General features: G+C 66.8%; 16 protein-coding genes. 13 read left to right on the top strand and 3 right to left on the bottom strand.

Annotation, left to right across the window (positions count from 1 at the left end):
* The 12 genes from G6N34_RS21110 to G6N34_RS21060 all read left to right on the top strand — a co-directional run bounded on the left by G6N34_RS21110 (position 1) and on the right by G6N34_RS21060 (position 13,283).
* Positions 1 to 1,242, top strand: coding sequence for a cytochrome P450 (locus G6N34_RS21110; RefSeq protein ID WP_085151717.1), 1,242 nt, complete (start codon positions 1 to 3; stop codon positions 1,240 to 1,242).
* A gap of 15 nt (positions 1,243 to 1,257) precedes the next feature.
* Positions 1,258 to 1,446: a ferredoxin gene (locus tag G6N34_RS21105; RefSeq protein ID WP_085151716.1), complete on the top strand. Its 189-nt coding sequence runs from the start codon at positions 1,258 to 1,260 to the stop codon at positions 1,444 to 1,446.
* Positions 1,447 to 1,527: 81 nt separating this feature from the next.
* Positions 1,528 to 2,979: an aldehyde dehydrogenase family protein gene (locus G6N34_RS21100; protein WP_085151715.1), complete on the top strand. Its 1,452-nt coding sequence runs from the start codon at positions 1,528 to 1,530 to the stop codon at positions 2,977 to 2,979.
* A 33-nt stretch (positions 2,980 to 3,012) separates the two neighbouring features.
* Positions 3,013 to 4,497 carry an APC family permease gene (locus tag G6N34_RS21095; RefSeq protein ID WP_085151714.1) on the top strand — a complete coding sequence of 495 codons (1,485 nt, stop codon included), beginning with the start codon at positions 3,013 to 3,015 and terminating at the stop codon, positions 4,495 to 4,497.
* Positions 4,498 to 4,499: 2 nt separating this feature from the next.
* The gene (locus G6N34_RS21090) at positions 4,500 to 5,243 is read left to right on the top strand and encodes an enoyl-CoA hydratase/isomerase family protein (protein ID WP_085151713.1); all 744 of its coding nucleotides are present in this window, start codon (positions 4,500 to 4,502) and stop codon (positions 5,241 to 5,243) included.
* Between the two features lie 169 nt (positions 5,244 to 5,412).
* On the top strand, positions 5,413 to 5,547 hold the full coding sequence (locus tag G6N34_RS28335) for a hypothetical protein (RefSeq protein ID WP_264016732.1): 135 nt from the start codon (positions 5,413 to 5,415) through the stop codon (positions 5,545 to 5,547).
* The gene (locus tag G6N34_RS21085) at positions 5,544 to 7,607 is read left to right on the top strand and encodes a CoA transferase (protein ID WP_085151712.1); all 2,064 of its coding nucleotides are present in this window, start codon (positions 5,544 to 5,546) and stop codon (positions 7,605 to 7,607) included. Before G6N34_RS28335 ends, G6N34_RS21085 begins: the two co-directional genes overlap by 4 nt.
* Before the next feature lie 50 nt (positions 7,608 to 7,657).
* On the top strand, positions 7,658 to 8,836 hold the full coding sequence (locus G6N34_RS21080; RefSeq protein WP_085151711.1) for a thiolase family protein: 1,179 nt from the start codon (positions 7,658 to 7,660) through the stop codon (positions 8,834 to 8,836).
* Positions 8,837 to 8,867: 31 nt separating this feature from the next.
* A complete protein-coding gene (locus G6N34_RS21075; RefSeq protein ID WP_085151710.1) occupies positions 8,868 to 9,638 on the top strand; it encodes an SDR family NAD(P)-dependent oxidoreductase in 771 nt (256 codons plus the stop codon).
* 16 nt (positions 9,639 to 9,654) lie between these two features.
* Positions 9,655 to 11,202: an enoyl-CoA hydratase/isomerase family protein gene (locus tag G6N34_RS21070; protein WP_163645455.1), complete on the top strand. Its 1,548-nt coding sequence runs from the start codon at positions 9,655 to 9,657 to the stop codon at positions 11,200 to 11,202.
* Positions 11,202 to 11,993, top strand: coding sequence for an enoyl-CoA hydratase/isomerase family protein (locus tag G6N34_RS21065; protein ID WP_085151708.1), 792 nt, complete (start codon positions 11,202 to 11,204; stop codon positions 11,991 to 11,993). The genes G6N34_RS21070 and G6N34_RS21065 overlap by 1 nt, the downstream gene beginning before the upstream one ends.
* A 54-nt stretch (positions 11,994 to 12,047) precedes the next feature.
* Positions 12,048 to 13,283 (top strand): acetyl-CoA hydrolase/transferase family protein, encoded by a 1,236-nt coding sequence (locus tag G6N34_RS21060; RefSeq protein WP_085151707.1) that lies wholly within the window; start codon positions 12,048 to 12,050, stop codon positions 13,281 to 13,283.
* Between the two features lie 66 nt (positions 13,284 to 13,349).
* On the opposite strand, the gene G6N34_RS21055 is transcribed toward G6N34_RS21060, so the two are convergent.
* The 3 genes from G6N34_RS21055 to G6N34_RS21045 all read right to left on the bottom strand — a co-directional run bounded on the left by G6N34_RS21055 (position 13,350) and on the right by G6N34_RS21045 (position 20,918).
* Entirely contained in the window at positions 13,350 to 16,358 is a 3,009-nt protein-coding gene (locus tag G6N34_RS21055) for a (Fe-S)-binding protein (protein WP_179965789.1), read from the bottom strand.
* Positions 16,359 to 16,581: 223 nt separating this feature from the next.
* Positions 16,582 to 19,035 (bottom strand): isoniazid response ATPase/transcriptional regulator IniR, encoded by a 2,454-nt coding sequence (gene iniR, locus G6N34_RS21050; RefSeq protein WP_197746693.1) that lies wholly within the window; start codon positions 19,033 to 19,035, stop codon positions 16,582 to 16,584.
* The gene (locus tag G6N34_RS21045) at positions 19,032 to 20,918 is read right to left on the bottom strand and encodes an Hsp70 family protein (RefSeq protein ID WP_085151880.1); all 1,887 of its coding nucleotides are present in this window, start codon (positions 20,916 to 20,918) and stop codon (positions 19,032 to 19,034) included. Before G6N34_RS21045 ends, iniR begins: the two co-directional genes overlap by 4 nt.
* A 215-nt stretch (positions 20,919 to 21,133) precedes the next feature.
* On the opposite strand from G6N34_RS21045, the gene G6N34_RS21040 reads away from it, so the two are divergent.
* On the top strand, positions 21,134 to 21,634 hold the full coding sequence (locus G6N34_RS21040; RefSeq protein WP_085151705.1) for an Rv0340 family IniB-related protein: 501 nt from the start codon (positions 21,134 to 21,136) through the stop codon (positions 21,632 to 21,634).
* The last annotated feature ends 99 nt before the right edge of the window (positions 21,635 to 21,733 follow it).

Raw genomic sequence — 21,733 nt, 5'->3', positions numbered from 1 at the left:
ATGACCACCGAAACCCTCGAGGTGCCCTACCTCGACATCACCGACGCCAACTTCAGCATCACCTCGGACCAGGTGCACGATGCACGCGAGAAGTCCTGGTACGCCCGGACGAACTATGGCATCGCCGTCCTGCGCTACGCGGAGGTCCGCAAGATCCTGCGCCACCCGAAGGTGCGGCAGGGTGATGTCGCCTGGACCCGGCTCAACGGGATCACCGAAGGGCCGCTCTACGACTGGTGGGACAGCTGGATCCTGCACAAGGAGGGCGAAGCTCATCAGCGTCTCCGCAAGGCAGCCAACCCCCTCTTCACTCAGAAGGCGGTTGCCCCGCTCGGACCGAAATTCCGTGCGCTGGCCGAGGATCTGGTGGACCGATTCGTCGATCGCGGCGAGTTCGAGTTCGTGGAGGACTTCGCCGACCCGTACACGACGGGCGCACTGACCCGGTTGCTCGGGCTTCCCGATGAGGAAGGCCCTCAGCTGGCACGACATATCGACGTCGTGGGTCTGTCCTTCGGATTGGCCATTAAAGACAACGTCGATCGGATCGAGGCGGCCCTGGCTGCGCTGTACGAGTACGCCGACAGGTTGATCGAACTGCGTCGCAAGAATCCCACTGACGATCTGGTGGCCGGGCTGGTGGGCGCGGCGTCCACCGACGGAGCGTTGTCCGAGACGGAGCTTCGGGATCTGCTTGTGCTGCTGATCGTCGGTGCGTTCGACACCACGAAGAATCAGCTGTCGTTGGCGATGAAGACATTCCTCGACAACGCGGATCAGTGGGAACTGCTTGCGCAACGTCCGGAACTGGCACCCAAGGCGGTCGAGGAGGCCATGCGCGTCAATCCGACCACACGCTGGGTCACCCGAGAGGCGCTGGAGACCTTCGAGTTCGGGGGCGTGACGATCGAAGAGGGCGTCACCATCCATGTGTTCAACGAATCCGCGGGAACCGACGCGCGCACCATCGGGGATGACCCGAAGCGGTTCGACATCACCCAGGACCGTCCGCCGCACTTCGGCTTCGGGGCTGGCGTGCACCACTGCCTCGGCCACTTCATTGCACGTAGCGACATGGCGCAGGCTTTTGCGGCGCTTTCCGGGCGGTTGCGTGACATTCGCGAGCTGCCCGGTGCGGTGATGATGCCGGATTCGGGCAACACCGGGTTCCGGAAGCTGCCGGTGGCCTTCACCAAGGACGAGAACTACACCTATCAGCCGGATTCCGGCGAGAACGTATAGGCGGGAGTGCTGAGCATGCGGGTCACAGTCGACCGTTCGATCTGCGACGAGCACGGTTTGTGTGCCATGGCGGCGCCGTCGGTGTTCGAGATCAACGACGACGGGGAGCTGGTATACGACCAGAATCCCGACGATTCCGAGCGAGACCAAACCGAAGAGGCGATGGGCAGCTGCCCCGTCCAGGCCATCAGCATTGCGGACTGAGCCGCCACCCGAACTCCCGGACTGGGGCCGTATGCGACACGCAATCATGCTGCGAAACAAAAGGATTGGATTACAAGACACATGACGGACTTTGAGAAGATCACGGTTCCCGAGCAGCTTCCCACCCGCGTTCTGATCGGTGGTGAACTGCGAGAACCGTCCGGGCCGGACGAGGTCTCCGTGTACAACCCCTCGACCGGAGAGGTCCTGGCGTCGGTGCGCCAGAGCGACCTCACCGACCTCGAGGCAGCGGTGGACGCCGCAGTCGACGGCTTCGAGGACTGGTCGCAGACCACCCCGCAGCAACGGTCTGTGGCTCTGCTCAAACTCGCCGACGCTATCGAGGCGAACCTCGACGAGTTCACCGCCCTGGAGACGTTCGATATCGGCAAGCCACGCGGCCAGGCCCGTGGCGGTGCCGAGGAGTCCGTCGACATCATCCGGTTCTTCGCCGGTGCCGCCCGGTGTCTCGACTCGGTGGCTGCAGGCGACTACCGAACCGGTGCCACCTCGATGGTGCGGCTCGAGCCGCTCGGTGTGGTGGGCATCATCATCCCGTGGAACTACCCGGCCGTGATCGCCGCGTTCAAGATCGCCGCTGCCGTCGGCGCCGGCAACACCGTGGTGTTCAAACCCAGCGAGGTCGCGCCGCTGACCAGCCTGCGGATCGCCGAGCTGGCTGCCGAGATCTTCCCGCCGGGCGTGATCAACATCATCACCGGTGGCGGATCCATCGGGGCCGCGATCGCCGAGCACCCGAAGATCAGCATGATCTCCTTCACCGGCGGCAGCGAGACCGGGCGCCAGATCGCGGCCAAGTCATCCGGCAACCTCAAGCGCCTGTCGATGGAGCTCGGGGGCAAGGCGCCCATCGTCGTCCTCGAGGACGCCGATCTGCAGGCCGTCGCATCGCGTCTGCGGTTCGCCTCGTTCGTCAACACGGGGCAGGCCTGCACTGCGGCCTGCCGGGTTCTGGTGCATGAGGACGTATACGACCAGTTCCTGGAAATCTTCATCGCGGAAGTGAAGTCGATCAAGGTCGGGGACGCAGCGGTGGAACCGGGCGTCGACATGGGGCCGATGATCTCTGCCGAACACCGGCAGCGGGTGTTGGACATGCTGGGACGCACGGGTGGGAAGACCCTCCTCGGCGGTGGTGTCATCGACCGACCCGGCTTCTTCCTCGAGCCGACGATTGTCACGGATCTCGACCAGCAAGACGAGCTGATCCAGCACGAGATATTCGGTCCGGTGGTCACCGTCCAGAAGATCAGCTCGGTGGAGCAGGCAATCACCTTCGCCAACGATGTGCCCTACGGTCTCTCGGCATCGGTGTGGACCAGGGATATCAAGAAGGCGTTGCAGGTGATGCGCCGACTCGACTTCGGCCAGGTCTGGATCAACGACCACCTGTCCAGTGTTTCCGAACTACCCAACGGCGGTTTCAAGCAGTCCGGATACGGAACCGATTCATCGATCGACGCCATCCGTCACTACACGCGCACCAAGCACGTGTGGATGACGGTCGACTGACCCCCCAATCCCAACACCTTCCAGGGAGACCATATGAGCGAGGAGAGTCCCACCCCTTCGGCGGGCATTCGTCCTGCTAAAGGAGAGAACGGTTCCCGGTCCCTATCGGGACACATAGGCGTCGTCGAGCTGATCTTCTCGGTGCTGGCATTCGCGGCGCCGATGCTGGTGGTCGCCAGCTTCATGGCTGTGGTCATCACCTTCGGCGGTGTGGGCGCGCCGTTGATCTTCCTCATCACCACAGTCGTGCTCCTGCTGTTCTGTGTCGGGTACGTGAAGATGACGAACTATCTACCGAACCCCGGCGCCTTCTACGCCTACATCACTGCGGGGCTGGGCAAGCGGGTAGGCCTCGGCGCCAGTTTCCTCGCGGTCTTCGGGTACAGCCTGTTCGCGCTCGGCTCGGGTTCCTTCTTCGGGGTGATCACCAACAGCTTCGTCGTCGAGACGCTCGGTGGTCCCGAACTGCCCTGGTGGATCTACTCGATCGCGTGCTTTGTCGTGACGGGAACGCTGGGATACCTACGGATCGGGCTCTCGGTCAAGCTGCTCTCGGCGGTGCTGGCCCTCGAGGTCCTGCTGGTGATGGTCTTCAACCTGGCCGTCACCAAAACCGGTGGGCCGGAGGGACGGTCGCTGGCTCCGTTCGACCCCGGCTCGCTGAACATGAGTGGGCTCGCTTTGGGGGTGGTCTTCGCGTCGGTGTGCTTCCTGGGATTCGAGGCCACTGCGGTGTTCTGTGAGGAAACCAAGGATCCCGAGCGCACGGTACCGCGCGCGGCGTACCTGTCGGTGCTGCTGATCGGTGGCTTCTACATTCTCAGCGCCTGGGCGATGATCACCGCATATGGAACGCAGAACATCCTGGGGGCGATCGACGAGGACTTCGCGGCAGTGTTCCCGAACGCGATGGAGACCTACGTCGGGGTGTGGGGTCGTGATGCCGTGTTGTTGCTGACGGTGGGTTCCTGTTTCGCCTGCATGCTGGCGGTGCAGAACATCATGTCGCGCTACTGCTTCCATCTCGGGGCGGACCGGATTCTGCCGGCGGGGCTGGGTCGGGTGCACCCGCGGTTCGGTTCGCCGTACGTCAGTTCGGTGATCGTCGCCGCAGCGGTCATCACGATGTTCGTGGTGTTCGCCGTGACCGGGGCCGATCCGGCCATCCTCTACGGCCTGCTGTCGGGCACCGGCGGCGTGGTCATCATGATCCTGATGTTCCTGACCAGCCTCGCGGTGGTTGCGTTCTTCCAGCGCAGGAGTTCGGAGATCAACAGTCCCCGGGCGCAATGGAGCGCCAGGATCGCACCCACCATCAGTGCGATCGGCCTCGGCATCGTGATTTACCTGTCCCTGAAGCACTTCGACATGGTGACCGGGGGCTCGGCGGTGATCGCCGCCCTGCTGCAGGTGCTGATCGTCGCGGTGTTCGTGGTGGGATGGCTGTTTGCGACCTGGCTGCGCGGCAACCGGCCGGAAGTGTTCGCCACCATCGGGCGTAACAAGCCCCCCGCGTGAGCATGGTCGATTCCGAACTGCTCAGTCAGGACCTTCCAGCCGAGGGATCCGTCATCAGGATCCTTACGTTGAACCGGCCACGCGCCCGGAATGCTTTGAACACAGTACTTCTCAGCAAACTGAGGGATGCTCTCGAGCAGGCAGACGGTGATCCGGCGGTGGCGGCCGTGGTCCTTGCCGGGGCGGGTCCGGCCTTCTGTTCGGGCGGCGACATCAAGGAGTTCGCCGGATCGGCCGATCCCAAGGCCGACGTGGTGAACCGTTCGCAGCTGCTGGTCTATGTGCAGCAGATGATTCCACGGCTCGGGGTCCCGGTTGTGGCTGCCGTGCAGGGCGCGGCAGTCGGGGCCGGGGCCGCCCTGGCCGTCGCGGCGGACGTGGTTGTCGCCGCGCCGGACCTGGTGCTGGAGTACCCCGAGATCCGCGGCGGGGTGGTGCCGAGTGTGGTGGCCGCGGGGCTGGTGCATCAGACCACCCGCAAGCAGTCATTCGAAATGCTCACCACTGGAAGATGTTTGGGTGCCGAAGAGGCAGTGTCCCGCGGATTGGTGAACTCCGTCGCGACCGACAGGGCAGTGTTGGAAGCCGCGGTAGCGGTAGCCCAGCAGTGGGCGGCGATGGACCGCGCCGCGCTGCGGGAGACCAAGAAGTTGTTCTACCGGACGCTTGAGCTCTCGGCCGGCGATGCGCTGGATGCGGGGATGCAAGTTCTTCGTGCAACCTGGGAGACGCACTCCGCAAGCTGACCATCGGTTGCTGCGGCGCAGGTCATCGACGCGAAGTATTTTCTGAGCCAGCCCCGATCGCACCTTGCGATCGGGGCTGTTTCACATGCCTGGCGAAGATCGCTCACCACAAGAGGCGAGGGGGCTGTTTTGTCACCAAAACATTTGAAATAACGAACAGCCGTACGGTATGGTGAAAAAATTCCTCACTGTGGTGCTGGTGAAATCGACTTTCGCCCGCTCCGATGCGCAATGGGCGTTGCGGCATTCCATGCCGGTGCGCGTGCGCGACTGGCCCGACGATAGGGAAGGTCTCATCACATGAGCTCCGGTGCTTCTGTTTCGCTCACAGCTTCCCGACCTGCCCGCGCGCTGAAGCCGGGTTGGCTCGCGGGGATTACGTTCAGCAGGGCCGGCAGTTCGGTCGCCCTCGATGTTGCGGCGCGAATCCTGGTACAGCTCGGCGCCGCAGAGGCCGACGCGGAGGAGTCCGGTGCCAGTGCCGCGGATATCGTGCTGGCCGACCGGATCGAGCACCCGATCTCTCTGTCCAGTCCTGAAAGACACAGTGCTGCGGAATATCTCGCGGATGTGGAGGCGCAGAACAGGTCCGTCTGGGTGACGGCGAGCGCGTATGGTCTATCGACCAGTCGTGCCGATGCGTTTGCCTCGGATACCAGCATCCTGGCTGCCGCCGGCATTCTGGGGCATTCGCGCATCGGGGCGCAGTATCCGCCCATCGTGCCGCCCGGCACGTTGGGTCTGCGGTTGACCGGATACGTGATGGCGGTTGCGGCACTGCACGGCCTGCATCTTCGTCGCGAGCAGGAATCGCCGGTGCACCTCGACGTGTCGGCCCAGTCGGCGGTCATCGCCACCGGCCTGACCCTGGAGATGGGGCATGCGTTGTCGCACTGTCCCGACCAGGGTGGCAGTGCGCGTTACGGGGCGCCGTCAGGCTTCTTCACCTGCCTCGACGGTGCGGTGTACGTGCTTGTGCTCGAACAACATCAATGGCAGGCCTTCCAGAAGGCGCTGGTACCCGCGGTGGACTCCGTGCCTTCTCTCGAGGATGCCCGCGAGAACGCCGATTTCGTCAACGCACAGATGACCCAGTGGGCATCAACGAGGACCGCCGAGCAGTGTGAACAGACCCTGCAAGCCGCCGGTGTGCCGTGTACGGCAGTGAACTCCGTCGAGACGTTTGTCGAACGCGCTCGCAAGGTGGGCCGTCCCGTCAATCTGACCGGCCCGGACGCGGTATTCCTGCCCGCTCAGGTCACCACCGTGCCGGCCGGCGATGGCGGCGGCCGTGCCGACGGTGTCATCGGGCTGTCGGATCTGCGTGTCCTCGACGCCGGACACGTGCTCGCCATCCCGCTGGGAGCGGCATGGCTCGGCGCCATGGGGGCGCAGGTGACCAAGCTCGAAGATCCCAACCGGCTCGACATCTACCGGCGCCGTGGACCGTTCGCGGAAGGTGAACCTGGGGTCAACCGGAGCGCGTACTTCAATCAGCTGAACTTCTGCAAGACACGGCTGGATGTCGCGGTGGGGGTGCCGGGTGAGCAGATCGACCTCGACTCCTACGATGTCGTGCTGCACAACCTCACTCCGCGGCGGGCCCAGGCGGTCGGGGTGGACCCCGAGAGCGTGTTGACGGGGAAATCAGCCAGACTGTTGGTGTCCTCGAGTGGATTCGGTGGCACCGGGGAATGGTCCGGGTACCGCGCCTACGGCCACAACATCCACGCTTTCTCCGGACTGGTCGACGCCACTTTGGATCCCCGTGGCGAGATGGGCGATATCGGCACGCCATGGGCGGACCCCCTGACCAGTGTTGCCGTTTCCGCGATGGTGCTGGCATGGTCGCTGTCTCCCGAACGAGACGCCGGTGTGGGCATCGATGTCTCGATGGCGGAGCTGACCGCCGCCCAGATCGCCGAGTTGATCGGGACCGAACCCGCGGAGGCGTATCGGGCACCGGAAGTCGGCGGCGACTTCTTCCTGCGGATGAGCGACGCCGGGCAGATGCTCGCGGTGTCATTGCGCAGCGGCGAAGAGGTGAACCGATTCCAGGACGCCATCGGGCGCAGCCTTCCGGCGATCCAGACCAAAGGCCAACTTATCGAATTCGGATCCGACGACTTCACCGTTGACGACGTGCTGGCCGAACGACTGCTCGACGCAGGCTTCGCCGTGTCCACAGTGCTCACCGCACATGACCTCGCCGTGGACTCGTTCGTCCGCAGCACCGGTCTGTTCCAGAATGTCAACAGCTCAGACCTGGGGGACTACCACGTGACCGGACTGCCGTGGCAGGTGGCAGGGCGTGGGGCATTTGCACTGCGCGCCGCACCCGAAAGGCCCTCGGAAGCCGACTGATCCGGCCCTGCTACGCCGGTGACCATGAACCGCCAAACCAAGGAGATTCAATGCCCGACGCCGTGATCGTCGATGTCGTCCGCTCCCCGATGGGGCGCGGCAAGCAGAACGGTGCCCTTGCCTCCCTGCATCCGGTCGAGCTGCTGGCGCAGGTGCTGCAGGCTCTGGTGGAGCGCACCGGCATCGATCCGGAGCGCGTAGACGACGTGCTCATCGGCTGCGTCAACCAGATCTCCGGACAGTCCGCCACCCCGGGACGGCAGGCGTGGTTGTCCGCGGGATTCCCGGTATCGGTTCCTGCGACGACCATCGACCGGCGCTGCGGGTCGGGTCAGCAAGCGCTCGCGTTTGCCGCGCATGGCGTGATGGCCGGAGCCTACGACATCGCAATCGCCGGCGGACTCGAGTCGATGAGCCACGCTCCGTTGGGCAGTAATCGATTGGGAGCGGACGCCTCAGGCCCCGGTGTGCACGCCCGCTTCCCGGAGTTGGTCAATCAGGGTGTCGCCGCGGAACTGATCGCGCAGACGTATGGTTCCTCGCGTTTACAGCTGGACGATCTGAGCGCGCAGTCGCACGCCCGCGCCCACAAAGCGCAGCAGGACGGATTACTGGCCCGCGACATCGTACCGATCACTCTTCCGGACGGGCAGGTGGTGGAGGTCGACGAGACGATTCGGCCGGCCACCACCGTCGAGACCCTCGCCGGACTGGCCCCGGTGTTCGGCACCGATGACATGCGGGAGAAGTTTCCGGATCTCGAATGGAAGGTGACAGCGGGTAACTCGTCACAGATCACCGACGGTGCGGGTGCGGCGCTGGTGATGAGCGAGCAGACTGCCTCGCGCCTGGGCCTGCAGCCGCGAGCGCGGGTGGTGGCGACCAGCATTGCCGGCGACGACCCGGTTTTGATGTTGACCGCCGTCATCCCCGCCACCCACAAAGTGCTGGACCAGGCGAAGCTGTCCATCGACGACATCGCCTTTGCTGAGGTCAACGAGGCGTTCGCGGCGGTTCCGCTGGCATGGCAGAGTCAATTCTCCTGTGACAGTGCGCAACTCAATCCGCTGGGCGGTGCCATCGCGCTGGGGCACCCGCTGGGCGCCTCGGGAGTCCGGCTGCTGTCATCCATGCTGACGAGTTTGGAGTCCACCGGTTCTCGCTACGGCCTCCAGACGATGTGCGAGGCGGGTGGAATGGCGAACGCCACGATCGTAGAGCGACTTTGATTCGTCGTTACCGGCTGAAAGGAACACTGATATGCAGCTCGAAGGGGCTTCTGCCGTCATCACCGGCGGCGCATCGGGGCTCGGCTTGGCCACCGCGCAGCGGCTGGTCGCGCGCGGATGCCATGTGATCCTGCTGGATCTGCCCACATCCCAGGGTGCCGAGAGGGCCGCTGACCTCGGCGATTTGGCGTCCTTTGAGCCAGCCGACGTCACCGAACCGGAGTCCGTCGGTGCGGCCTTTGCGGCCGCCGAAGCTCGCGGCCCGGTGCGTGCCGCCGTGCACTGCGCGGGGCGCGGGGGAACGGTGCGGGTGCTGAATCGTGACGGCGGACCTGGCGATGGACAGTTGTTCGAGGACATCGTGCGTCTCAACATCGTCGGCACCTACAACCTGTTGCGCTACGCGGCCAGCTCCATGGCCAAGAACGATCACTCCGGTGACGATCGCGGAGTCATCATCTTCACCGCGTCGGTGGCAGCGTTCGAGGGACAGGTCGGGCAGTTGCCGTACGCCACATCGAAGGCGGGAGTCGTCGGGATGACCCTGGTGGCGGCTCGTGACCTGGCCCAGCGCCAGATCCGGGTCAACACCATCGCGCCCGGACCGTTCGACACCCCGATCCTCGACCGGTTCGGTGACGACGTGCGCCGGAAGCTGTATGAGCCGGTGCCGCACCCGAATCGGCTGGGTAAGGCATCGGAGTACGCAATGCTCGCCGAGCACATCATCGACAACTCGATGCTCAATGGTGAAACCATCCGGCTCGACGGGGCGGTGCGGATGCCGCCGCGTCCGCGGTAGCGCTGTGGTGGCCGACTTGTCCACGAACCCGGTGCGCTGGGAAGAATCCCGCGGCGTCGTCACACTCGTGTTGGACGATCCGACGCAACGGGTGAACACGTTGAACACGGCGCTGGTGGAGGCGCTCGCCGAGGCGATCGACCGGCTGGGACGTGAGCAGGATCGGATCGACGGTGTCATCCTGCGGTCGGCCAAACGCTCCTTTCTCGCCGGTGGTGATCTCAATCGACTGCTGGCCGTTCAGCCTGCGGACATTCACGAGTTCACCGCAGATCTCGACCTTCGCAAGGCCCTCTACCGGCGTCTGGAGTTGTACCCGAAACCGGTTGTGGCCTTGATCGACGGCCCGGCTCTCGGCGGCGGCCTCGAGCTGGCGTTGTGCTGTCATCACCGGATCGGCGTGGACAACGGGCGCACGGTGGTGGGACTCCCAGAAATCGGCCTGGGGCTGTTCCCAGGTGCCGGAGGAACCGTCCGGACAGTTCGCCGTCTGGGGCTGACCCGGGCGCTCAAGGAACTGCTGCTCTCCGGGCGGCAGCTGAATCTGACCGAAGCGATGGCCGCCGGGCTGATCGATGAGCCCGCCGTCTCGCTTGGGCGCGGCGAGCAGCTCGCTCGGGAGTGGATCGCATCGAAACCCACGCCGTTGCCACGCACACCCGATGTTGCGCCTGCCGAATTGGCCAGCAGTGCGGTGGCTGTGTCGACAGGGGCTAACCGCGCAGCCGAGCTGCTCATCGAGGTGGCCGTCGAATCCGTAAAGTTGAAGTTCGACGACGCAATGCGACTCGAGTCGGCGGTCTTCGGTGAACTGGTGGTCGATCCGGCCACCAAGAACTGCATCAGGACGCATTTCTTCGACACCGGCGCACTGCGGCGTCGGGTCACCGCACTGGGTTCGAGCGATGTCGTTCGCCCAGTCGTGACGCCCCTGTCCCCGGCTGTCAACGACATGCTGCGGAAGCCGTCGTGGGCCGCCGTGATTGACGTCGCGGGTTTGGAATCCGGAGGCGGTCATGGTCTGGACGCTGACGCGCGCATGTCATGGGATGGGTGCACTGCGCCCACACAGGTGTGGTTCTACCCCGATGCCGTCGGCGATGGACAGCGGGTAATCGAATGCGGACGCACCGGGGAGGAAGATCCGCTGCTCGTCGCCTTGGCGAAGTCCGGTGTCCTCACCATTCCTCTCACCCCCGGCGCCGGCCCCTACGGCCGCCGCGTGCAGGAGGCCATTGCATCGGTCTACAGGCGGCACCTGGACATCTCGGGATCACCGGAACACGTGCGACAGACGGCCTGCTGGGCAGGGTTGACCTCCGAAGCCAGGACCTCGATCACCGGTCCTCCAGTCGACTTCGACTTAGTTTGTTCGCTGTTGAACGAGGTGGCCGAACGGGCTGTGGCGGCCGGCGCAGCGCTTGACGATGCCGCTGACCTGGACGTCGCATCAGTGCGCTCGGGCGGCTTCCCCGGCTGGACGGGAGGCGTCCGCCGGTGGCTGGACGAGGGGACGAAGACGCTCACCGAAATGATCGAGCTCAGGGAACGAAAGGCGCGTTGATGTCCACGAGCACAACGGGAAACGACGGCCCGCAGATCGAGATCGATGTCGATCTCGACGAAGGCAGCGCCGTGGCAGTGGTCACGTTCAGCCGCGGCACCCACAACTATTTCAATTACGAGCTGCTCGACAGGCTGGCGACCACGCTGGAGGGTCTGCCGTCGACCGGTGCCCGTGCTGTGGTACTGCGCACCACGAGCCGGTACTTCTGTGTCGGAGCGGATTTCATCGGTCAACGCGGCAGCGGCACGGCGGGACCGCACGTCTACGATGCCGTTCCGCGGTTGGTGCGCGCGCCACTGCCGCTGGTGGCCGAGGTTGGCGGCGCCGCGATCGGTGGCGGACTGGGTCTGGCTCTTGTCGCCGACTTCCGCGTCGCGAGCACGTCAGCCTATTTCCTGGCCAACTTCGCAAGGCTGGGCATCAGCCAGGGGTTCGCCCTGTCGGCCACCCTGCCGCGTCTGGTGGGTCCGCAGTTCTCCACCGAGATGATCTACACCGCGAAGCGTGTCGCGGGTGAGGAGGCACTGCGGGTGGGTCTGTGCGACAGGCTTGTCGAGCCGGAGGACCTGCACCGCACAGCGGTGGACTTCGCCGCCGAAATCGCCAAGTCCGCACCGCTTGTCGTCGCCTCCGCGCGCCGCACTCTGCGAGCAGATCTGATGGACGGTATCGAGGACGTCTTGGCCCATGAACGGTTCGAACAGCAGCCGTTGAAGGCAACCGAGGATTTCCGCGAAGGCAACCTGGCATGGCGGGAGAAGCGCCCGCCTCGATTCCGCGGACTGTGAGCCTTGGCTCGTCGCCCCAACGCTGTGGCGGCGGGTCAAGCCGAGAGGCAAAAGATGACAGAACTGAACATTGCCGAATATCTGCGCCCTGGTGATCGGGTACTGGTGGGCCAAGGGGTGGCCGAGCCGCCGCTGCTGGTCGAAAAACTCATCGCGGCAGCCGGTCAAATCGATCGGCTGACCGCTTTCTGCGGATATTCGCTCAGCACGGCCTGGGCGACCGCGCCCCCGCAGCGGCCCGCCATCACGGCCTACGGAGTGTTGGGCTCCTTGCGCAAGGTGCATTCTGGCCGACTGGATATTGTTGCCGCACACCTGAGTTCAATAGAGGACGGCATAGAGCACGGGTACTTCCCGGTTGACGTGGTGCTGATTCAGGTCGGTCCGGCGGACGCCGACGGGTTCTACGACCTCGGTCCGTCGGTGGACTACGGAATCGTCGCGGCGAAGCGTGCGAGGGTGGTTCTGGTCGAGGTCAACGACCGGATGCCGAGAACGAATTCGGCTCGCCGACTGCATCGTTCACTGGTGACCGCCGCGATTCCGGCGAGCCGCCCGCTGCTCGGATCGCCAGCGCGGACGCCGTCGCCCGCGGAGTATGCAGTGGCTGTCAAGGTAGCTACTCTGGTCCCCGACGACGCCGTGATCCAGCTTGGCGCAGGGGCATTCGCAGAGGCGGTTGCCGCCCACCTGCAGGCTCGGCGCGGACTGCGGGTCTACACCGGCCTGCTGGGGGAGTGGGTTGTCGGGTTGCACAGGGCGAAGGCGTTGGCGGAGGGGCCGGCAGCGGTGGTCACCGGTGTCGCCGTGGGTGGTGACGACCTCTACTCCTACCTCGATCGCAACAGCGCGGTCGAGTTCGCCACGACGAAGGACATCACCGCCCGGATTGCGGCCGGGTTGCCCGGGCCGTTCGTGGCGATCAACTCCGCGGTCGAAGTCGATGTCTTTGGTCAGCTCAACGCCGAGTTCGCCGGTGCGAGATACGTCGGTGCTGTCGGCGGCCAGGTCGACTACTTCCGGGCGGCCCAGCGCGGCAGCGGCGGTTACTCGATCGCCGCCCTGGCCGCCACCACGGCATCAGGCGCGAGCCGGGTGGTGCCGCGGATCGACAGCGCAATGGTGACCTCGTTGAAGAGTGATGTGGATTTCGTCGTCACCGAGTGGGGTGTCGCCGATCTGCGGGTCACGTCGATGAGTGAACGCGTCGAGCGCATGATCGAGGTCGCTCACCCGGACCATCGTGATCTGCTGCGGGGCACAGTGTCGAGCGAACTCGCGGCACACTGAGCACCTCACCCTGAAACGCAATTCGGCCGGTCCCGTATTGGGACCGGCCGAATTACGTTGTGGTGCTTAGCGCTTGCCTGGCCTGCGGGCACCCTTGGCGATGCCGAGGCCCTTCACCGGAGCCTCGTCGCCGACGACGCGATCGCCGGCGCCGCTCGTGGCCGCCGGTGCGGCGGGCGCCGCCTCGGCTGCCGGGGCCTGCGGCTCCGGCTCAGCGGCGGGTGCGGGCTCGGCCTTGGGCGCAGCAGCGGGAGCTGCCGCAGCGGGGGCCTTCTTGGCGCCCGGTCGACGCGCGCCCGCGGCGATGCCCAGACCCACGACGGGCGGTTCGGGCGCGGCCGCAGCAGCGGGAGCGGCCGGTGCGGCGGGCTCGGCTGCCGCAGGTGCGGCTGCTTCGGGTGCCGGTGCGGCCGGAGCTGCGGGGCTGGCCTTCTTGGCGCCCGGACGCTTGGCGCCCGCGGCCATCCCGAGGCCCTTGACCGGTGCTGCCGGAGCGGCCGGTGCTGCGGCCTCAGCGGCTGGCGCTGCCGTCTCGGCTGCGGGTGCGGCCGGAGCAGCGGCGGTGGCCTTCTTGGCGCCTGGGCGCTTGGCTCCGCCAGCCAAACCGAGGCCCTTGACCGGTGCGGCCGGTGCCGCGGGTGCTGCGGCCTCTGCTGCCGGAGCGGCAGCCTCGGCGGCGGGTGCAGCCTTCTTGGCGCCGGGGCGCTTGGCGGCGCCAGCCATGCCCAGTCCCTTGACCGGGGCAGCGGCGGCCTTGGCGGGCTCTGCTGCGGCCGGTGCGGCGGCAACGGGCTCCGGCTCCGGCTCGGGCTCCGGTTCGGGTGCGGCGGCGGCCTCCGCGGCGGCACGGGCTTCGGCCCGCTCAGCGGATGCGGCGGCGGCCGTGCCCTTCTCAGGCAGCGTCACCGAGGACAGATCCAGCGACGCCAGCAGCAGCTGGGCCACGTCGAGCACCTCGACCTTGTCGATGTCGCGGGCAGCCGCGACCTCGTCGACGCCGTCGGTCATCATCACGCGGCAGAACGGGCAGCCGGTCGCGATGGTTGAGGCACCGGTGTCGATGGCCTCCTCGGTGCGCTCGGTGTTGACGCGCTTGCCGATGTGCTCTTCCATCCACATCCGCGCCCCACCGGCGCCACAGCAGAAGCCTCGGTCGGCGTGCCGCGGCATCTCGGTCAGCTGAGCGCCCGAGTCGCCGATGAGGTCACGCGGTGCGTCGTAGACCTTGTTGTGCCGGCCCAGGTAGCACGGGTCGTGGTAGGTGACGTCCTGGCTCAGCGAGTTGACCGGCACCAGCTTCTTGTCGCGGACCAGGCGGTTCAGCAGCTGCGTGTGGTGCAGGACGCTGTAGTTGGCGCCGGTCTGGCTGTACTCACGGCCCAGGGTGTTGAAGCAGTGCGGGCAGGTGACCACGATCTTGCGGTCGACGGTCTCGACACCCTCGAAGAGGTCGTTGATGGTCTCGATGTTCTGCGCTGCCAACTGCTGGAACAGGAACTCGTTGCCTGAGCGGCGGGCCGAGTCACCGGTGCAGGTCTCGCCGTCGCCGAGCACCAGGAAGTTCACGCCGGCCACCGACAGCAGTTCGGCGACGGCCTTGGTGGTCTTCTTGGCGCGGTCCTCGTAGGCGCCGGCGCAGCCGACCCAGAACAGGTACTCGAAGCCGTCGAACGAGTCGACGTCCTTGCCGTACACCGGAACGTCGAACTCGACCTCGTCGATCCAGTTCAGGCGGTCCTTGGCGTTCTGGCCCCAGGGGTTGCCCTTGTTCTCCAGGTTCTTGAACAGCACGCCGAGTTCGGACGGGAACTCCGACTCCATCAGCACCTGGTAGCGGCGCATGTCGACGATGTGGTCGATGTGCTCGATGTCGACGGGGCACTGCTCGACGCACGCGCCGCACGTGGTGCAGGACCACAGCACGTCGGGATCGATGACACCGCCCTGTTCAGCGGTGCCCACCAGCGGACGCAGCGCCTGCTCGGGGCCCGAGCCCTCGATGCGGGCGAATCCGTCCTCGGGCACGCCGTGCCCGTGCAGCTTGTCACCCAGCGCGGCGAAGTCGACGGAACCTTCTTCCGGCCGCTCCTTGCCCTCGATGATGTAGGGCGCCTTGGCGAACAGGTGGTCGCGCAGGTTCATGATCACGAGCTTGGGCGACAGCGGCTTGCCGGTGTTCCAGGCGGGGCACTGCGACTGGCAACGACCGCACTCCGTGCAGGTCGCCATGTCGAGGTAGCCCTTCCAGGTGAAGTCCTCGATCTTGCCCTTGCCCAGGACGGCGTCCTCGGCGGGATCCTCGAAGTCGATCAGCTCACCCTTGTACTCCATGGGCAGCAGCGGGCCCAGGCCGTCGGGCAGACGCTTGAAGGTGACGTTGACGGGCGCCAGACCGATGTGAAGGTGCTTGGAGTGCAGCACGATCAGCAGGAACACCAGCATGACGCCGATGTGACCCATCAGGGCGACGGTCTCGATCCACATGTTCGCGGTGTGACCCAGCGGGGCGAGCAGCCAGGCCATGGCGTCGGAGAAGAAGGCACCGTTCTGGTACGGGAACTTCTCACCGAGCGTGTTGACCGCGGCGCCGCGGAACAGCGCGTAGGTGGCGATGACCAGGAAGATCATGAAGAGGATCTCCCACGCGCCGCCGGTGTGCGAGCCGTAGAAGCGGGACTCGCGGCCGATCTTCTTGGGTTCGCGGACGATGCGGATGATCGCGAAGACGATGATGCCCGCCAGCACGGCGACGGCGAAGAAGTCCTGCAGGAAGCCCAGCACCGGCCAGCGGCCGACCAGCGGGATGTGGAACTCGGGCGCGAACAGCACGCCGTAGGCCTCGAGGTACACCGAGGCGAGGACGAAGAAGCCCCACATGGTGAAGAAGTGGGCGAGACCCGGGATGGACCACTTCAGCAGCTTCGTCTGGGCGAAGACCTCTTTGAACTGGTTCAGGAAGCGCTCGGAGAGGTTGTCCTTGCGGCCGCTTTCGTCGCTGACCGGTTGCCCGGAGCGAATCAGTTTGGTCAGCCACAACACGCGTTTAGCGGCGAATACCAAGACAACGGCCGTCATCAACAAACCGATGATCAACCTGCTCACTTCGAGCGTGTGCTGCACCGTGCGCCTCCCGCTGAACAAAGCTACTGGCCGGTAACTTGAACTGTGTTACTCGTCGGTAACTTAAGCTATTTGCCTGCTCATAGTTACACCTGGCGTGTCACGCTCGCTACCAAGGCTGACCTAACTCACGTGGAGAAGTCGTTGCCGTGCCGTTCCAGGGGTGCTCCGGAGGGGCTCAGGCGGGGCTCAGGATCGCCCGCAACATCGACAACATCTCCGACCGCGATTCCGCGCCCAACCGCCGGCGAATCCGCGCGACATGGTGCTCCACAGTCTTCGCGGAGATGAACAACTGCGCGCCGATGTCGCGGTAGGGCATCCCGAGCAGGAGCAGTTCGGCGACCTCGCGCTCACGTTCCGACAGAGCGCCACTGGACGGTGCCGCGGGGACGGGACGTTCGGCGCCCGGTGCCGCGTTGGGCACCGGGTCGTCGGTCACGTCCATTCCCGCCGACATCTTGAGGTCGCGCGCGACCTGCAGCATGGTGCTCGAGACCCGGGGGTCCGACGCCTGCAGAGCGGCCTGGCCCGCGAGGCGCGTGGCGTCCCACGTGAGCCCGAACTGCGCCAGGCCGCGGGCGGCGACCGTGACCTCGTCGACCGTGACCTGATTGGCCAGCACCCGCAGCCAGGCCCGCCCCGCGGTGGCCAACGCGCGCGCGAAGGCGCTGCCGGGCGCGGCCGTCGTCAGAGCCTGACCGTGCGGTGCCATGGCCTCCGGCGAGTTCGCCAGGATCGCGGCGTGCACGCCGGCCCAATGCAGCGGCAACGACCACGCGGGCGGATCGCCCAATCGGTGCAGCAGGTCGAACGCCCGCTCAAGCGGATGGGCCAGGCGATCCTGCTGGCGCATCCGCGCCGCCGCCACCCACAGCTCACCCAGCGGAAGCAGGCTGAACAGGTCTATCGAATGCTCGGCGAGCACCTCCATCGCGGCGTACCAGTGCTGCTGCAGTGCTCCGGAGTCTCCGTTGCGCCGTGCGATCGCGGTCCGCAGCGACGTCAGCCACAGCCCATCCCGACGATGAAGCCCGGCTTCGTCGATCTGGGCGGCCTCTGCCGCGGCCAGTGCGAGTTGGCCGTCCTGCATCTTCACCCAGGCCTGCAGGAGTCGGTGCCGGTGATCGAAGAGTGGGTCGGGATGGGCGACCGCGTCTCGGACCACGCGGGCCAGCACGCTGCGGGCGCGGACCGGATCGCCGGCGTGCAGTGCGGTGAGTGCGACGACCGCGGCGGGGGTGTCGACCGTCGCCTCGGTCGCGGGCGGCCCGCCGAGTGCCTGCCCGAGCCTGGCCATGGCTTCGGAGTAGGGATGGTCGACGGTGAGCAGCAGGCCCTCGGCCAAGTTGCGGGCCGCACGCACGCCGGAGGTGGGCGGACCGGTGAAGGGTGCGCGCAGAGACTCCCGCGCAGCCTGCGCGTCGCCCGTGGCGAGAAACGTCAGCGCTGCCGCGGCGCTGACGCGGGCGTCCGCCCCCAGCCAGGTGAACAGTTCGGCGGCCTGCTCGACGTTGCCGTCGTGCGCGGCGACCGCGGCCGACACCCGCACGGCGTTCGCGCGGACGTCGGGGTCCGGCGAACCCAACAACGCATCGGCGGTCACCGCGGCCTCGGTGCACTGGCCGGCCCGGGCCAGCGCGTCGGCGAGCGCAGCGGTCAGCGACTCGGCGCCCGCCGCGACCGCGGCCCGATGGATTCGCACGGCCTGATCCAGCGGCGTGGTGTTGTGCCGGGCGGCGGACTCCAGCGTGGCCGCCAGCCCGGGATCGCGCACCCCGTGCTCGGCGAGCTGCAGCGACAACTCGAGTGACAGTGTCGACAGCTCGAGTTGTGTTGTGAGCAGCGAAGTCTCGATCTCGTGATGGCGAGCCGCGCCCAGCACCTGCGCCACGGCGGCATGCACTGCGGCGCGGAACCTGCTGCCCAGGGCGGGGTCCAGAAGCCCTGTCGCATGGGCGCGGTCGACGAGGTCGCGGCTCTGCGGGAGGTCGATGTGCAGTGCGGCCGCGATGTCGGCAGGCCCCAATCCCGAACCCAGCGACGTGATGAGCATGGCGTCGAGCAGTGGTTCGTCGCATCGGCGCAGGCGGTCGACCAGTGCGTGCTGCGTGGTCCGGGCTGCAGACGCCGCCGAGTCACCCGCGTGCACGGCGCCGACCAGGAACGGGAGGCCCGCCGTGGCCGCCATGATGGCCGTGAGCCCGTTGGTGTCCTGGCTGTCGTGGCGGCGTCCAACTTCGACGCGCGACAGAGGGCCCAGGGTGACGCGGGGTCTCTCGCGTTCGAGGACCGTGATCAGGTCACGCAGGGCCGCACGCTGCTCGCGCGGCTGGCACGCGATCACCAGCGTGGCTTCCGGGTCGGAGGCCAGTTGCGTCAGCGCCGCCAGTTCGGCGTCGCTCAGCAGATCGGCATCGTCGACGACGGTCGCGTGATCACCGGCCCTGGTGCCGGTGCCGACAGCCGTTCCGACGTCGATTCCCGCGCCGCGCAACACCTCTCGGACCGCTGCGAGCGTGGTGGTCTTCCCAGTGCCCACACCGCCGGTGACGACGATTTTGGCCGGCGCGTGCGGAGCGTCGGCGAGCGCACTGATCAGTGCGCGGGCATCCGGGGGGACCTCGGTCACGGCTCCGTCAACGGATCCTCGTCGATCGGATTGTCGTCGATCGGATCCACAGTCGGCGGCGGCGCCGCAGTCGTCGTCGGCGGCGGCGGGGCCTGCGTGGTGGTCGGCGGGGCCTGCGTCGTCGTCGGCGGCTGGGTCGTGGTGGGCGGTTGTGTGGTCGTCGGCTGGGTCGTCGTGGGCTGCGTGGTGGTCGTCGTCGTGGTCGACGGCGTCGTGGTGGTTGTGGTGGTGGTGGTCGTCGTGGTGGTCGTGGACGGCGTTGTGGTGGTGGTGGTCGGTGGTGTGGTGGTCGTGGTGACCGGCGGCGGCACCACCGAGGAGGTGACCACACCGTTGGTGCCGGTGTAGGTCATCGTGGCGCTCGTCGGCTCATCGAAGACCGTGGTTCGGACTTCACCGTTGGGCAGCGTGATGGTCTCGGTGACGGGCTCGCTGTTGGACGAACTGCTGGTCAGCGTCACGGCGACGCCGCTGACCGCGAGCAGTGCGGCCGCCGCGGCACCGAACAGCACCGCGGGGCGCCGATACCACGGCAGCGGTGGCGCTTCGATGTCACCACCGCTGAAAACCTCTGTCTCACGCTCGAAATCGACAGGTGGGCGGGCGCTGGTCGCGTGCTCGAACGTGTAGTCCTCGCCCGAGTACGGTACGGGTTCCTCGCTGCCGCCGGTCTCGTCGTCCTGGGACCAGGCGAGCGCGCGGAATGTGGCCGACGGTGACCCGTCCGAGGCCGACTGGGTGGCGGCCGCTCCGGCGGTGCCGGCCGCCCAGGCTGCCGGCGCCAGTCCGGTCGGGAGGTCCGCGGGGTCGGGCGCCTGCGCCATGCCCGTCGGGGCGTCGGGGGACGGCCCCTGTTCGGCGATGACGCCGGCACCCGCGGCGGCCGCCAGTGCCGGTTGGGGCAGCGTGATGACGGGCACCCGCAGCAGTTCCGAGAGCCGCTGGGTCAGCAGCGGGATCGCCGCGCCGCCGCCCACGGTCGCGACCGCCGACAGCTGCGCAGCGGGAATCCTGTTGCGCTCCAACGTGTCACCGAGGGTGTCGAGGAAACCCTGCAGTGGTTCGGTGATCAGATTCTCGAGTTCGGCGCGGGTCAGACGGACGTCGACCGTCGACCCCGGCAGTTGGACCGGGACAACCGTGGAAGTCTCGGCGGAGAGGCGTTCCTTGGCCTTTCGGCATTCCCCGCGCAACTGCGCCAGGGAACTCACGGCCGCGGTGCCCGCAGGGTCGGCGTCGCGGGCCTCCTGGACGCCGGCCAGCACATGGTTGAGCAGGGCCTGATCGATCTGCTCGCCGGAGAACTCGGTGAACCGCACGGCCTCGCCGACGGGGGACAGGCCCGCACCGGCGTCGGCCAACGCCACAGTGGTGCCGGTGCCGCCGAAATCGCAGAGGGCCACCACGCCACCGTCGGGCAGGCCGGGCCCGGTCTGCAGGGCCGCCAGCGCGGTCGCGGCGTCAGACACGAGATCAGGCGGCGTGCCGTCGGAGAACAGCGAGGGTTTGTTGCGAAGTGCGGCTCGCAGCGACCCGATGACCGCAGGTCCCCAGTGTGCGGGCACCGCGATGGTGATCTTGCTGGGACGCCTGCCGGCGTCCTGCGCGCGGGCCAGGGCCTCGAGGGCCTCGGTCATCAGCGCGTCGCCCCGGTGGGACGATCCGTCCTGGGCGACCAGGGGAACCGGGTCGCCCACTCGTTCGACGAATCCCCACATGACCACGCCGGGTTCGTTGAGGTTGGGGTTCTCGCTGGGCAGTCCGACCTCGGCTGGGCGGTGCCCGAACAGCGTCAGCACCGACCGCCGGAGCACCGACGGGCGCCCGGTCCTGGCTGCCCCAAGATTGGTCTGGCCGATGGACAGCCCCAGCACGTCACTCATGTCCACACCTCATAAGACTCCCCACGATAGCGGCCCGGGAGGCCTGAGTCGCCGTAGCGACGCGAAATCCCCCTAATGTCGCGAATCCCCTATGGGGCGATCCCCTAATCGGGCGGGGCTGCAGTTGGGTTTCGCACCGATCCCGGGCGCTGCAGATCGCTATAGGCTCCGAACTGCAACAGTCTGTGTATCGGCGCAACGGGAGAAGACGTGTCATGGCGAACGAACTGCTCGACTTCGTGATGTCTCTCGTGCGCGACCCGGAGGTCGCCGCACGGTATGCCGCCGACCCGTCCGGTGCGATCGCCGACGCGCACCTGACCAATGTGACCAGTGCGGACGTCAACAACCTGATTCCCATGGTGTCCGACTCGCTGTCGATGGCGGCGCCGACATTCGGTGTCGACGCCGGGCCCAACGTGTGGACCAGTGGCGCCGCCACCGCGGCATTCGACGCCTTCGAGCCACATGTGCCGGAGACCGGGTTCGCTGACCTGCACGACCTGGGTGGCGTCATCGACACCTCATCGGTGCCGGAGGTGTCGTCGGATCTCGGCCTCGATCTGCCGGTGCTCGACGACCCGGTGCAGTTCAACGATATTGAAGACGCCTCGACCGTGGTCCACGAGGATCCGGCCGGTTGGGACGACGGCGTCATCGAGGCCACACACCTCACCGACGACGGGGGAGATGCGTCGAGCTTCGACCTGTTCTGATTTTCACCCCGCGAAACCGCCGGCAGCGCATTGCGCCTGCCGGCGGTTTCTTGTTTCAGCCGCGAAATCGACACCAGGGCTGTGAACGGGGCCGCGTCA

It is taken from the genome of Mycolicibacterium confluentis (assembly GCF_010729895.1).
GTDB lineage: Bacteria > Actinomycetota > Actinomycetes > Mycobacteriales > Mycobacteriaceae > Mycobacterium > Mycobacterium confluentis.
This window is presented reverse-complemented; position numbering and strand designations above follow the sequence as displayed.

Coding starts and splice junctions, on each gene's coding strand:
- G6N34_RS21045 (WP_085151880.1), bottom strand. CDS start 20,918: ATGAGTGACGTGCTGGGGCTGTCCATCGGCCAGACCAATCTTGGGGCA.
- G6N34_RS21040 (WP_085151705.1), top strand. CDS start 21,134: ATGGCGAACGAACTGCTCGACTTCGTGATGTCTCTCGTGCGCGACCCG.
- G6N34_RS21100 (WP_085151715.1), top strand. CDS start 1,528: ATGACGGACTTTGAGAAGATCACGGTTCCCGAGCAGCTTCCCACCCGC.
- G6N34_RS21090 (WP_085151713.1), top strand. CDS start 4,500: ATGGTCGATTCCGAACTGCTCAGTCAGGACCTTCCAGCCGAGGGATCC.
- G6N34_RS21055 (WP_179965789.1), bottom strand. CDS start 16,358: ATGACGGCCGTTGTCTTGGTATTCGCCGCTAAACGCGTGTTGTGGCTG.
- G6N34_RS21095 (WP_085151714.1), top strand. CDS start 3,013: ATGAGCGAGGAGAGTCCCACCCCTTCGGCGGGCATTCGTCCTGCTAAA.
- G6N34_RS28335 (WP_264016732.1), top strand. CDS start 5,413: ATGGTGAAAAAATTCCTCACTGTGGTGCTGGTGAAATCGACTTTCGCC.
- G6N34_RS21080 (WP_085151711.1), top strand. CDS start 7,658: ATGCCCGACGCCGTGATCGTCGATGTCGTCCGCTCCCCGATGGGGCGC.
- G6N34_RS21065 (WP_085151708.1), top strand. CDS start 11,202: ATGTCCACGAGCACAACGGGAAACGACGGCCCGCAGATCGAGATCGAT.
- G6N34_RS21105 (WP_085151716.1), top strand. CDS start 1,258: ATGCGGGTCACAGTCGACCGTTCGATCTGCGACGAGCACGGTTTGTGT.
- G6N34_RS21085 (WP_085151712.1), top strand. CDS start 5,544: ATGAGCTCCGGTGCTTCTGTTTCGCTCACAGCTTCCCGACCTGCCCGC.
- G6N34_RS21060 (WP_085151707.1), top strand. CDS start 12,048: ATGACAGAACTGAACATTGCCGAATATCTGCGCCCTGGTGATCGGGTA.
- G6N34_RS21110 (WP_085151717.1), top strand. CDS start 1: ATGACCACCGAAACCCTCGAGGTGCCCTACCTCGACATCACCGACGCC.
- G6N34_RS21075 (WP_085151710.1), top strand. CDS start 8,868: ATGCAGCTCGAAGGGGCTTCTGCCGTCATCACCGGCGGCGCATCGGGG.